9 protein-coding genes are annotated in these 12,606 nt (G+C 70.4%); 5 read left to right on the top strand and 4 right to left on the bottom strand.

The features are described 5' to 3' along the window. Positions 1-127 precede the first annotated feature (127 nt). From RDU12_RS05755 to RDU12_RS05740, 4 genes are all read left to right on the top strand, one after another. The gene (locus RDU12_RS05755) at positions 128-751 is read left to right on the top strand and encodes an RcnB family protein (RefSeq protein ID WP_300292664.1); all 624 of its coding nucleotides are present in this window, start codon (positions 128-130) and stop codon (positions 749-751) included. Positions 752-913: 162 nt separating this feature from the next. Further along, positions 914-1,822: an RcnB family protein gene (locus RDU12_RS05750; protein ID WP_308684247.1), complete on the top strand. Its 909-nt coding sequence runs from the start codon at positions 914-916 to the stop codon at positions 1,820-1,822. Positions 1,823-1,928: 106 nt separating this feature from the next. Then, complete coding sequence (locus RDU12_RS05745) at positions 1,929-4,151, top strand: RNA degradosome polyphosphate kinase (protein WP_300292366.1); 2,223 nt, start codon at positions 1,929-1,931, stop codon at positions 4,149-4,151. Beyond that, on the top strand, positions 4,151-5,659 hold the full coding sequence (locus RDU12_RS05740; RefSeq protein WP_308684246.1) for a Ppx/GppA phosphatase family protein: 1,509 nt from the start codon (positions 4,151-4,153) through the stop codon (positions 5,657-5,659). Before RDU12_RS05745 ends, RDU12_RS05740 begins: the two co-directional genes overlap by 1 nt. A 4-nt stretch (positions 5,660-5,663) precedes the next feature. Here the strand turns inward: RDU12_RS05740 and RDU12_RS05735 are convergent, their stop codons facing one another. After that, on the bottom strand, positions 5,664-6,212 hold the full coding sequence (locus RDU12_RS05735) for a hypothetical protein (RefSeq protein WP_300291718.1): 549 nt from the start codon (positions 6,210-6,212) through the stop codon (positions 5,664-5,666). Positions 6,213-6,261: 49 nt separating this feature from the next. Then, positions 6,262-7,221 carry a M28 family peptidase gene (locus tag RDU12_RS05730; RefSeq protein WP_300291716.1) on the bottom strand — a complete coding sequence of 320 codons (960 nt, stop codon included), beginning with the start codon at positions 7,219-7,221 and terminating at the stop codon, positions 6,262-6,264. Between the two features lie 150 nt (positions 7,222-7,371). On the opposite strand from RDU12_RS05730, the gene ligA reads away from it, so the two are divergent. Next, on the top strand, positions 7,372-9,711 hold the full coding sequence (gene ligA, locus RDU12_RS05725) for an NAD-dependent DNA ligase LigA (protein ID WP_308684245.1): 2,340 nt from the start codon (positions 7,372-7,374) through the stop codon (positions 9,709-9,711). Here the strand turns inward: ligA and RDU12_RS05720 are convergent. Beyond that, on the bottom strand, positions 9,708-10,697 hold the full coding sequence (locus RDU12_RS05720) for an aldo/keto reductase (protein ID WP_300292264.1): 990 nt from the start codon (positions 10,695-10,697) through the stop codon (positions 9,708-9,710). The two genes, ligA and RDU12_RS05720, sit on opposite strands and share 4 nt — an antisense overlap. 72 nt (positions 10,698-10,769) lie before the next feature. Further along, positions 10,770-12,584 (bottom strand): aminopeptidase P family protein, encoded by a 1,815-nt coding sequence (locus RDU12_RS05715; RefSeq protein ID WP_300292262.1) that lies wholly within the window; start codon positions 12,582-12,584, stop codon positions 10,770-10,772. Between the last annotated feature and the right edge of the window lie 22 nt (positions 12,585-12,606).

Genomic DNA, 12,606 nt, shown 5'->3' with positions numbered 1-12,606 from the left:
CCGCCGGCGGAACGCTGAGCGAACCTGACAGAGACGTTCAGGCGAAGTTCATCGCCGGGGCGAGACCTTGCCTTATGATTAACGGGCCGGTTCAGCCTTTCCGTCCCGACAGAGGATGGAGAGTATCATGAAGCGCTTCGCCCGGGCCGCGATCATCGGCCTGGCCCTGGCCACGACGGCCGCGCCGATGGTCGCCGAGGCCCAGAGCCGCCGCGACCGCCAGGAACGCCGCGAGGATCGCCGCGACTACCGCCAGGACCGGCGGGAGGATCGCCGGGAGTATCGTCAGGAACGCCGTGACGACCGCCGGGACTGGCGCCGGGGCGAATACGATAACCGTCGCGACTACCGCCGGGACCGCCGCGAGGACCGCCGCGAATTCCGCGAGGAACGCCGCGATGATCGCCGCGACTTCCGCCGGGATCGTCGCCAGGACCGCCGCTGGGACCGCAACAATCGAGACTGGTGGCGTGGCCGCGACGACTTCCGCGACTATCGCGGCGCCCGCAGCGGCTACTGGTACGCGCCGAGCTACGGCTACTATCGGGTCGAGCCGCGTTACTACGGTTACCGCTGGCAGCGGGGCGGCTACCTGCCCGCCTCCTACCGCCGCTACTATGTGCGCGATCCGTACGTCTACGGCCTGCGCCCGGCCCCGCGCGGCTATCGTTACGTCCACGCCGGCAATGACGTGGTGATGATCGCCGTCGCCACCGGGCTGATCGCGAGCGTGTTGCACGACGTGTTCTAGATCCGGCTGCATTGCTGGAGCGAAGCGCCCCGCCGGTCCGCCTGCGGGGCGTTTTCGTGTCGGCTTTCGGCGGATGCCGCATTTCGTTCAGTCACGGTTCATGCGGCGAACGCAACCTTGACAGTCAAGCCGTCTGACAGGGGCGTGCAGGAAGAAACGAGAATGAAACGCTCTTTGATGGTCGCCGCCGCAGTCGCGGCCTTTATCGTCCCTGCGGCCTCGCCGCTGACCGTGCTGGCGCAGGAGGCGGCGCCGAACCGCGCCGAGATTCGTGAACAGCGACGCGAGGCCCGCGCCGCCGCTCGCGCTGAACAGCCGGCGCCGCCCGCCCGGCCGCAAACCCCGACGCCCCAGCCGCGGGTGGAGCGTCCGGCCCGTCCCGAAGTCCGCCAGGACCGGCGGGAGGACCGCCAGGAGCGCAGGCAGGATCGCCGGGAGGACCGCCAGGAGCGGCGCCTCGAACGTCCCACGCCTCCGGTCCGCCCCGAGGTCCGTCAGGACCGGCGCAATGATCGGCAAGAGCGGCGTGAAGATCGCCGCGATGACCGCCAGGACCGCAGGCAGGACCGGCGCGAGGATCGTCAGGATCGGCCCAATCGTCCCGACACCCGCCAGGACCGGCGTCAGGACCGGCGCGAGGACCGTCAGGATCGGCGTCAGGACCGCCGCGAGGATCGGCAGGAACGCCGCGAGGAGCGCCGCGAGTACCGGGAGTTCCGGCAGCGCTTCAGCGGCGACCGGTGGCGGCGCGACTGGAGCCGGCGTCACGGCCGCGACTGGTGGCGCAACGACCGGCGCTGGCGCGGCTACAGCGGCATCCGCATCGGCTTCTATTTCGCGCCCGGCTACGGCTATTACAACGTCCCGCGCAGCTACTGGAACCAGACCTGGCGGGTCGGCGACTACCTGCCGTCGATCTTCTGGCGCTATCGGCTGGACGACTGGCGGACCTACGGCCTCGGCTATCCGCCCGAGGGCACGCGGTGGGTGCTGGTCGACAACCACATCTATCTGATCGACGAATACGACGGCTACATCATCGACGTCATCTACGACGCCTGGAGCTGGTAAGCCGTCAGCCCACGGAAGGAACCCCGGCCGATCCCGAGATCGGCCGGTGTTTCGCTGTCCGTGATCGAGGTTGCAGCCGCCCCCGGCGCGCGTCAGAACCACAGACATGAGCGACGCGGCGATCAGCGACACCACCACCGGCGAGGAGGTCCCCTCCTCCCGCGCCCCGCAGTTGCACCTGTCGGAAGAGCTGATGGCCTCGCCGACGCGGTACTTCAACCGCGAGATTTCCTGGCTCAGGTTCAACGGCCGGGTGCTGGAGGAAGCCGCCAATCCGGCCCACCCGCTGCTGGAACGGCTGCGTTTCCTGTCGATCTCGGCCAACAATCTCGACGAGTTCTTCATGACCCGCGTCGCCGGCCTCAAGGGCCAGGTGCGCGAGCGGGTGCGCGTCCTGTCCGCCGACGGACTGACCCCGGCCGAACAGCTTGAAAAGGTCAGCGTGGCCGCGGGCCGGCTGATGGACGAGCAGCAGCGACGCTGGCGCAAGCTGCGCAAGGAACTGACCACCGCCGGCATCGAGGTGGTAGACCCGGACAAGATCAACAGGACCGAGCGCGAGCGGCTGGAGCCGGAGTTCCTGAACCAGCTGTTCGCCATCCTGACGCCGATGGCCATCGACCCGGCCCATCCGTTCCCGTTCCTGCCCAACCTCGGCTTCTCGCTGGCCCTGAAGCTGCGGCGGCGCTCGGACAACCGGATGCTCTACGCCCTGGTGCCAGTGCCGACCCAGGTGAAACGGTTCTGGCCCCTGGCCACCGACGGACGATCCAAGCCGGGCCGCCGGCGCTATGTCGCGCTGGAGGGCCTGCTGATGCTCTTCATCGATCACCTGTTCCCCGGCTGCGATGTGCTGGAGCACGGCGTGTTCCGCCTGATCCGCGACTCGGACATCGAGATCGAGGAAGAGGCCGAAGACCTCGTCATGGAGTTCGAGGAGGCGCTGAAACAACGCCGCCTGGGCTCGGTCGTGCGCATCAAGATCGAGGCGTCGATGCCCGACGACCTGCGCACCTTCATCACCAACGAGCTGGACGCCGCGCCGCAGGACATCGTGCTCGTCGACGGCATGCTGGGCCTGGCCCAAGTCTCGGACATCATTCCCAGCGGCCATCCCGATCTGAAATTCCCCGGCTACGAGCCCCGCTATCCGGAGCGGGTGCGCGACCACGGCGGCGACATCTTCGCGGCCGTGCGCGAGAAGGACATGCTGATCCACCACCCGTTCGAGAGCTTCGACGTGGTGGTCCAGTTCCTGCGCCAGGCGGCCCGCGATCCGCACGTCATCGCCATCAAGCAGACCCTGTACCGGACCTCGCGCGACAGCCCGATCGTCGCCGCCCTGATCGAGGCGGCCGAAAACGGCAAGAACGTCACCGCCCTGGTCGAGCTCAAGGCCCGTTTCGACGAGGAAGCGAACCTGAAGTGGGCCCGGGCCATGGAGCGGGCCGGCGTCCACGTCGTCTTCGGCTTCGTCGAGTACAAGACCCACTGCAAGCTGAGCGTGGTGGTGCGGCGCGAGGGCGACGGCCTGAAGACCTACTGCCACTTCGGCACGGGCAACTACCACCCGGTCACGGCCCGGATTTACACCGACCTGAGCCTGTTCACCTGCAATCCGATGCTGGGCCGGGACGCCACCCGGGTGTTCAACTACATCACCGGCTACGCCACGCCCGACAAGCTGGAAGCCCTGGTGGTTTCGCCGCTGAACATGAAGTCGACCCTGATCGACCTGATCGGCGCGGAGATGGCGGCGGCGGCCAAGGGCAAGCCGGCCGCGATCTGGGCCAAGATGAACTCCCTGGTCGATCCCGGCGTCATCGACGCCCTGTATCGGGCCAGCCAGTGGGGCGTGCGCATCGAACTGGTGGTGCGCGGCATCTGCTGCCTGCGCCCGGGCGTGCCCGGGCTGTCCGAGAACATCCGGGTCAAGTCCATCGTCGGCCGCTTCCTCGAACACAGCCGGGTCGTCGCCTTTGCCAACGGCCGCGATCTGCCGCATGACAAGGCGAAGCTGTTCATCTCGTCGGCTGACTGGATGACACGCAACCTCGACCGCCGCGTCGAGTTGATGACACCGGTGCTGAACGCCACCGTCCACGACCAGGTGCTGGATCAGATCATGGTGGCCAACCTCAAGGACGACGCCCAGAGCTGGGTGCTGGACGCCGACGGCGACTATCGCCGGGTGGCTCCGGCCGATCCCGAACGCCCCTTCTCGGCGCACAGGTATTTCATGACCAATCCCAGCCTGTCGGGCCGCGGGCGCAAGGTGAAGACCCTGCCCGGCCAGCTGAGCTACGAGCCGTCCCGGAAGAAGCGTTGATGCCCGAACCCGCCGTGCCGGCGTTCGCCACAGCCCGCGAATTCGCGGTCATCGACATCGGCTCGAACTCGGTGCGCCTGGTGCTGTACCGGCTGGAAGGCCGCGCCATCTGGACGGTGTTCAACGAGAAGGTGCTGGCGGGCCTGGGCCGGGACATGGCCGCGACCGGGAGGCTGTCGGAGGACGGGGCGGCGCTGGCGCTGACGGCTCTGAAGCGGTTCGCCGCGGTGATCGACGGGGTCAAGCCGGCCCAGACCTTCGTCGCGGCCACGGCGGCGGTGCGCGAGGCCACGGACGGTCAGGCCTTCTGCGAACGGGTGGCGGCGGAGACCGGCCTGGTCATCCGTGTCCTCTCCGGCGAGGAAGAGGCGCGGTACGCCGCGCTCGGCGTGATCGCCGGCATGCCGGCCGCGCGCGGCGTCGCCGCCGACCTGGGCGGCTCCAGTCTGGAGTTGGTCGGGATCGAGGACGGCCGCGTGGGGCGCGGCGTCACCCTGCCGCTTGGACCGTTCTCCCTGGCGAACGACGGCCCCTTCGACCCCGGCAAGCTGCGCGAAAAGATCGCCGCGCGGCTGAAGCCGGCGGGGGACTACAAGACCGAGACCCTCTACGCGGTGGGCGGGGCGTGGCGAACTCTGGCGCAGGTCCACATGGGCCACGTCCGGTACCCGCTGCACATCGTCCACCAGTACGTCATGGAGGCCGACGAGGCGCGCGACATCGCCGGACTGATCGCCCGCTCGTCCCGGACATCGCTGGAGCGCTGGAAAGGGCTGTCGAGGAAGCGGGCCGAGACCCTGCCGCACGCGGCGCTGGTGCTGGAGGGTCTGATCGACCGCCTCGGCCTGAAGCGGATCGTGCTGTCGGCCTGGGGCGTGCGCGAAGGTCTGCTCTTCGAAGCGCTCGACGAGGAGACGGCCGCCGCCGATCCGCTGCTGGCCGGCTGCACCGCGCTCGGCGCCCGCCAGGGCATTTCGCCCGGCCTGCCCGGCGCGCTCTACGGCTGGATCGGCCCCATCGTCGACGCCCTGCCCACGGCCTTCGACGCGAAGCGCGACCGGGTTCTGGCCGACGCGGCCTGCCGGGTGGCCGATCTGGGCGCCCGCCTGCACCCGGACCACCGCACCGAACTGGCCTTCGACCAGGTCCTTCGGGCCCCGATCCCGGGTCAGACTCACGCCGAACGCGCCTTCCTGGCCACCGCCGTCAACGCCCGCTACGGCGGCGGCGCCTCGACGCCCGAGGGCGACACCATGGCCCGCCTGCTGAACGAGGAGCAGAGGACCGCCGCGAGAGCCCTCGGCCTCGCCATCCGCCTCGCCTGCGATCTGTCGGGGCGGTCGCCGCAGTTGCTGGTCAACGCCCATGTCGCCGTCACCGACGGCGTGCTGGTCCTGTCCGCCGCGGACGGCTACGCCGATGTGCTGCTGGGCGAACAGACCCGCCGGCGCGGCAAGGCCCTGGCGGAAGCCCTCGGGTTGAAGCTGGATATCCGCAACGGGACGTGAGCGCTCAGTCGCCCATCCACCACCGCAGGCGGACGTTCTCCACCGTCCGGCCGCCCGCCGTCAGGGTTCCGGTCAGCACGACTCCGTCGCCGCCGAGATTGCGCTTCGACGTCGCCAGCGCGTCGGCGTCCAGCCGGCCGTCGAACGTCACTCGCCCCTGTTCGGGCGACCGGCCCTCGAACATCACGGAGGCGTCCGTCACCTCATAACGCGTCGGCAGGACCCGGGCGGTGACGCTGTGCGCCTCGCCCAGTTCGGTGGCGACCATCGGGCTGGAGGCGTCGTCGAACTGGATCATCACCGGAGCGAAGGTGTCGCTGCGCGACCCACCCTCCCAGCTTTCGAACTCCGACGCCTGGCCGACGAAGAGATGGTCCAGGCTCCACTGGCCGATCCGCACCGGCTCCGCCGGCATGTAGTAGCCGGAGATGTCGGCCGTGAGCGCGTGGCTGAAGGCCGCCGCGGGGGGCTCCGCGGGGGCGGACGCCCGCTCGCACGACGCGAGTCCGAGCGCCGCCAGAAGCGCGGCGCCGATAAGAAATCTGCTGGGCATTGGACCCTCCGGCCCGCAGCCCACCACGCGGGGCCGCTGGTGTCGACTCCTAGCGGTCCAGCCCGCGATCCAGGGCCCGGAAGCTGGCGATCGACAGTTCGGTGGCGCTGATGAAGACCGAGGGCGTGATGGTGACGAAGTCGTCCGACGGGCGGTGATAGTCGGGGTGGTAGTTCACGCCGAGGTACAGGAACGGCACCTGGGCCCGGTGGAAGGCCGCGTGGTCGGAGGCGTTGACCCAGTTGTCCTCGCCGGTGTCCTGCGGCGTGTCCTTGCCGAAGGCCAGGGCGACCGCGCCATTGGCCGGAAGCGCTTCAAGCAGGGGGCGGAAGCCCGGGTGCTGGTGAGTGCCGGTGACCCACAGCTTGCCGTCGGTCTCGGCGCGGGCGGTCATGTCGAAATTCAGGTTCATGGCGAGCGATTCGAGCGGCACCGGCGGGGCCTCGACGAAATGACGCGCGCCCAGCAGGCCGCGCTCCTCGCCGTCCAGCGCCACGATCAGCACGCTGTGCTCGGGCGCCTGGCGCTTCAGATCGGCGGCCAGGGCCAGCATGGTGGCCACGCCCGAGGCGTTGTCGTCGGCGCCGTTGTAGACCTGCCCGTCCGAGACGCCGACGTGATCGTAGTGGGCCGTCACGACGATGTAGCGATTGGCGACGCGCGTGCCGGGGATGACGCCCAGGACATTGACGCCGTTGAAGGTCTTCGGCCCCTCGCGGGTGCGGCCCTGCATCTCCCACGGCTGTTCGCGGCCCATCGGCGGGGCGGCGACGCCCAGCGCCTCAAGGCGGCCGACGATATAGGCCCGCGCCATCGCCCCGCCCGCGGCCCCCGTGTCGCGGCCCTGCATGTCGTCGGCGGAGAGGATGCGCACATCCTCCAGCAACTGGGCGTGCATGGCCGACGGCTGCGGCGCGGCCGGAACCTCCGGTGTCGGGGCGGTGCCGCAGGCGCTGAGCAGCAGGACCGCGGCCAGCGGCGAAAGGGCGGCGAGACGAAGATGACGCATGGGGGCTCCGTTTGATGCCCGGACGCTTAGCAGACGGCGGCGCGCGCGTCAGGTTAAGCTCATGTCATGAGAGGGGAAACCGGGGCGCCCTCGCGGCGTTCGCCGGGGGTGCTAGAAGTCGGGCGAAGAACCGGAGCGAACGCGATTCCCATGGCCGACACCGCCGTCGATCAGCTGACCGAGGACCAGGCCCGGGAGGAATTCACCCGGCTGACGGCCGCGCTCGCGCACCATGACGCCCTGTACCACAGCCACGACGCGCCCGAGATTTCCGATGCCGACTACGATGCGCTGAAGCGCCGGGCGCTTGAGATCGAGAGCCGCTTCCCCGAATTGACCATGGCCGATTCGCCGTCGCAGGTGGTCGGGGCGGCGGTGTCGAGCCAGTTCGCCGAGGTTCGCCACGGCGTGCCGATGCTGTCGTTGGACAACGCCTTCGACCCCGGCGAGGTGGCCGATTTCGAGGCCCGCATCCGCCGGTTCCTGAAGCTGCCCGCGGACGCGCATGTGGCCTTCGTCGCCGAGCCCAAGATCGACGGCCTGTCGGCCAGCCTGCGCTACGAGAACGGCGTGCTGGTGCGCGGCGCGACCCGGGGCGACGGCCGCACCGGCGAGGACGTGACCGCCAATCTGCGCACTCTCGACGACATACCCGAGCGGCTGTCCGGCGCCGGCTGGCCCGAGGTGATCGAGGTGCGCGGCGAGGTCTACGCCCCCAACGACGCCTTCGACGCCTTCAACGCCGCGGCCGAGGCGGCGGGGACGCGCACCTACGCCAACCCGCGCAATTTCGCCGCCGGCTCGCTGCGCCAGAAGGACCCGACGATCACGGCGAAGCGGCCGCTGCGCTTCTTCGCCTACGCCTGGGGCGAGGTGTCGGCCTCCTTCGCCGAGACCCAGTGGGACGCCCTGCAGGCGCTCCGCGCGTGGGGTTTCCCGGTCAACGACCGCTCGCGCCGGGTCGAGGACGCGGCCGGACTGATGGCGCTCTACGACGGGCTGCAGGCGGACCGGGCCACGCTCGGCTATGACATCGACGGCGTGGTCTACAAGGTCGACCGGCTGGACTGGCAGGCGCGCCTCGGCTTCGTCGCCCGCACCCCGCGCTGGGCCATCGCCCACAAGTTTCCGGCCCAGCAGGCCCAGACGGTGCTGGAGGGGATCGACATCCAGGTGGGGCGCACGGGGTCGCACACGCCGGTGGCGCGGCTGCATCCGGTCACCGTCGGCGGCGTGGTGGTGCGCAACGCCACCCTGCACAACGCCGACGAGATCGCCCGGCTGGACGTTCGCATCGGCGACACCGTCACCCTGCAGCGCGCCGGCGACGTGATCCCGCAGATCCTCGGCGTGGTCGACGCGGATCGTCCCGGTCGCGGGGAGCCGTACGAGTTTCCCCACGTCTGCATCTGCCCGCTGAAGACGGCGCTGGTGAAGGAGACCAACGCCTCGGGCGTCGAGAGCGTGGTGCGGCGCTGCACCGGCGAACTGGCCTGCCCGTTCCAGCGCATCGAGCACCTGAAGCATTTCTGCAGCCGCCGCGCCTTCGACATCGAGGGGCTGGGTGAGAAGCAGCTGGTCGCCTTCCACGAACGCGGCTGGATCAACCAGCCCGCCGACATCTTCCGCCTCGCCCGGGACGAGGCGAAGCTGGAGACCCTGCGGGCCGAGGACGGCTATGGCGAGACCAGCGTGCGTAATCTGGTCGCCGGCATCGACGCCCGGCGAACCATCGCCCTCGACCGCTTCATCTATGGGCTCGGGGTGCGGGACATCGGCGAGCAGACCTCCATCGTCCTGGCCCGCGCCTTCGAGGCCTGGCCCGCCTTCGAGGCCGCCTGCCTCGCCGCGGCCGAGGGCATCCCGAGCGAGGCCTGGGTCCGGTTGAACGAGGCCCACGCCGTGTCGCCGCGCGTGGTCGCGGCGCTGGCGGAGGCGTCGCCGCCCGCTGAAGATCCGTGGCCGGAGGCGCCGCTGGACCAGAAGATCGCCCTCGCCTTCCCCGGTCTCGCCGCCCCGGCGCGGCGCGGGCTGGCGACCCTGGCGGACGACTGGGTGGGGCTGGTCCGGCTGGCCGAGATCGCCCGCAACGAGGGGCCATCCGAGGGGCTCGGCCAGATCGCCGGCGTGTCGGGCGTCGGACCGGTGGCGGCCCGGGCCCTGGCGCTGTTCTTCCGCGAGACCCACAACCGCGCCATGGTCGACGCCCTCGTGGCCGAACTGGACCGGATCGAGGACGCCGAGAAGCCGAAGTCCGACACCGCCGTCGCGGGCAAGACCGTGGTCTTCACCGGCGCGCTGGAACGGTTCACCCGCGACGAGGCCAAAGCCCGGGCGGAGAGCCTCGGGGCCAAGGTGTCCGGGTCGGTGTCGAAGAAGACCGACTATCTCGTCGCCGGGCCCGGGGCGGGGTCGAAGATGGCCGAGGCGCAGAAGCACGGCGTTCAGGTGCTGACCGAGGACGAATGGCTGGCTCTGATCGGGGGCTAGCGGTTCAGGGCGGAGCGGGCGGCCTCGGCGTAGCGGTGGCCGGCGGCGGCGCCCCTGGGGAAGACCGCGTCGATGCGGGCGAGGTCTTCCGGCGTCAGGGTCAGGTCGACGGCGGCGGCGTTCTCCTCGAGGGTGCGGATGCGGCGGGTGCCGGGAATGGGCACGAGGTGCGGCCCTTGCGCCAGCACCCAGGCGAGGGCCAGCTGGGCGGCGGTGACCCCCTTGTCGGCGGCGATGGCCTTCACAGCCTCGACCAGGTCGAGGTTCTTCTGGAAATTCTCGCCCTGGAAGCGCGGGTTGGCGCGGCGGAAGTCGTCGGGCGCCAGGTCGTCGACCGATTTGATCTCGCCCGAGAGGAAGCCGCGGCCGAGCGGGCTGTAGGGCACGAATCCGATGCCCAGTTCGTCGCAAACGGCCAGCAGTTCGTCCTCGGGGTCGCGGCTCCAAAGGGAGTATTCGGTCTGCAGGGCGGTGATCGGGTGGGTCGCATGGCCCCGACGCAGGGTGGCGGGGGCGGCCTCCGACAGGCCGAGGAAGCGGACCTTGCCCTCGGTCACCAGTTCGCCCATCGCCCCGACCGTCTCCTCGATCGGCGTGTCGGGGTCGACGCGGTGCAGGTAGTAGAGGTCGACGTGGTCGACGCCCAGCCGCTTGAGGCTGCCCTCGATGGCGCGGCGGACGTTGGCCGGGGAGCCGTCGACGGCCAAAGCGGTGCGGTCGGCATTGTAGCCGATGCCGAACTTGGTGGCGATGAAGGCCTCGTCACGGCGGCCGGCGAGGGCCTTGCCGAGCTGGATCTCGTTGGTGTGCGGGCCGTACATCTCGGCGGTGTCGAAGAAGGTGACGCCGAGGTCGAGCGCGCGGTGGATTACGGCCGTCGCCTGCCCCTCGTCGGACGGCTGGCCGTAGAAGGCGGCCATGCCCATGCAGCCGAGACCGATGGCCGAAACCTCGGGGCCCGAGCGGCCCAGCTTGCGCGTCTTCATCAGCGCGTCTCCTGAAATGTGGGAAGCCGGCGACGCATCCGCCGGCTCCCGGGAGGTGGGCGCCGTTCCGCCTTATTTCAAGGGCGCGCAGGCCGCGTCCAGCCAGGCCTTCGCCTTGCCGTCCAGCAGCGGACCGACCTTGGCGAGCGTCTCCGCGTGATAGGCGTCGACATAGGCGCGCTCGTCCGGCGTCAGCAGGGCGACGTCGATCAGCTTGCGGTCCAGCGGGGCCAGGGTCAGCTGTTCGAAGCCGTGCATGGGGCGCTCGCCGCCGGGGATGGCCGCGGGTTCGGTGACCACCTGCAGGGTCTCGATGCGGATGCCCCAATGACCCTCGCGGTAGTAGCCGGGCTCGTTGGACAGGATCATGCCGGTCAGAAGCGGCTGGGCGTTGGGGGCCTTGGCGATGCGCTGCGGCCCCTCGTGGACGCCGAGATAGCTGCCGACGCCGTGGCCGGTGCCGTGGTCATAGTCGAGACCGGCCATCCACATCGGCAGGCGCGCGAGGGCGTCCAGCTGGTGGCCGGTGGTGCCGGCGGGGAAGCGCACCGTCGCCATGGCGATATGGCCCTTGAGCACGAGAGTGAACATCCGGCGCTGGTCAGCCGTCGGCTCGCCGATGGCCATGGTGCGGGTCACGTCGGTGGTGCCGTCCAGATACTGGCCGCCGCCGTCGACCAGCAGCAGGCTGCCCTTCTCGATGCGGCGGATGGTGCGGGTCACCGGCTTGTAGTGCGGCAGGGCGCCGTTGGGCCCGGCCCCGGCGATGGTGTCGAACGACAGGTCCTGCAGGGCGCCGGTTTCTTCGCGGAAGCGTTCCAGCGTCGCGGCGATCTCGCGCTCGTCGGGCAGGGTCTGCTGGGCCGTCGTGTCGACCCAGTGCAGGAACCGGCTCAGGGCGGCGCCGTCGCGGATGTGGGCCTGACGCGAGCCCTCGATCTCGACCGGATTCTTGCAGGCCCGCGGCAGGGTGCACGGGTCCATGCCGCGCACGACCGTCGCGCCGGCGGCTTCGAGCCGGTCGAAATACCACGCCGGCGACTGGCCGGGATCGACCAGGACCGCCTGCCCTTTCAGAGCGTCGAGGGCGGCGGGCAGCGCCTCGGGCGCCTCCAGGGTCACCGCGTCGCCGAGCCAGCCCGGCAGGGCGTTGGTGACCTTGCGGGGATCGAGGAACAGCCGCGCTGTGCCGTCGGCCTTCACCACGGCCTGGGCCAGCGGCAGGGGCGTGCGGATGACGTCGCCGCCGCGGATATTGAACAGCCAGGCGATCGACGACGGCGCGGTCAGGATCGAAGCGTCGGCGCCGGCCTCGCGGATCGCCTCGCCGATGCGGGCCCGTTTCGAGGCGCTGGTCTCGCCGGTGTAGCGATCGTCGTGCGGGACCACGGGCGCGGTCGGCTGCGCCGGTCGCTCAGCGCCCCAGGCCAGGTCGATCGGATTGGCCTCGACGGGCTTCAGCACGGCGCCGGCCTTTTTGGCCGCGCGCTTGAGCGAGGCCAGGGCGTCGGGGCTGTGCAGGCGCGGGTCATAGCCGATGGTCGCGCCCTTGGGGGCCTTCTCCAGCCAGGCGGCGAGGCCGTTGTTCTCCAGCGACAGGATCTCGAACTGCGCCGGATCGACCTGGGCCCGGACCTGAACCGTGTAGCGGCCGTCCGCGAACACCGCCGCCCGGTCGGTCAGCACGGCCCCGGCGCCGGCCGAGCCGGTGAAGCCGCTCAGCCAGGCGAGGCGGTCGTTGGCCTCGGGCAGATATTCGTTCTGGTGCTCGTCCTCGTGCGGGACCAGCAGGCCGTCGAGGCCCTGCTCGGCCATCTTCGCGCGGACGCGCGGCAGGTGTTTGGCCCCGAAGGACGGATCGGTGGTTTCATCGAAGGACTGGCGCATGGGGGGTAGATAGACGTTGGGG

Source organism: Brevundimonas sp. (assembly GCF_031082345.1).
In the GTDB taxonomy this organism is placed as follows: Bacteria; Pseudomonadota; Alphaproteobacteria; order Caulobacterales; family Caulobacteraceae; genus Brevundimonas.
Note: the sequence above shows the minus strand (reverse complement) of the source record. Positions and strands in the feature narration are given on the sequence as shown.

Bases quoted from the DNA above. Each gene is read 5' to 3' on its own strand.
- RDU12_RS05755 (WP_300292664.1), top strand. From the start codon at position 128: ATGAAGCGCTTCGCCCGGGCCGCGATCATCGGCCTGGCCCTGGCCACG.
- RDU12_RS05720 (WP_300292264.1), bottom strand. From the start codon at position 10,697: ATGAAGACGCGCAAGCTGGGCCGCTCGGGCCCCGAGGTTTCGGCCATC.
- RDU12_RS05740 (WP_308684246.1), top strand. From the start codon at position 4,151: ATGCCCGAACCCGCCGTGCCGGCGTTCGCCACAGCCCGCGAATTCGCG.
- RDU12_RS05745 (WP_300292366.1), top strand. From the start codon at position 1,929: ATGAGCGACGCGGCGATCAGCGACACCACCACCGGCGAGGAGGTCCCC.
- RDU12_RS05730 (WP_300291716.1), bottom strand. From the start codon at position 7,221: ATGCGTCATCTTCGTCTCGCCGCCCTTTCGCCGCTGGCCGCGGTCCTG.
- RDU12_RS05715 (WP_300292262.1), bottom strand. From the start codon at position 12,584: ATGCGCCAGTCCTTCGATGAAACCACCGATCCGTCCTTCGGGGCCAAA.
- ligA (WP_308684245.1), top strand. From the start codon at position 7,372: ATGGCCGACACCGCCGTCGATCAGCTGACCGAGGACCAGGCCCGGGAG.
- RDU12_RS05750 (WP_308684247.1), top strand. From the start codon at position 914: ATGAAACGCTCTTTGATGGTCGCCGCCGCAGTCGCGGCCTTTATCGTC.
- RDU12_RS05735 (WP_300291718.1), bottom strand. From the start codon at position 6,212: ATGCCCAGCAGATTTCTTATCGGCGCCGCGCTTCTGGCGGCGCTCGGA.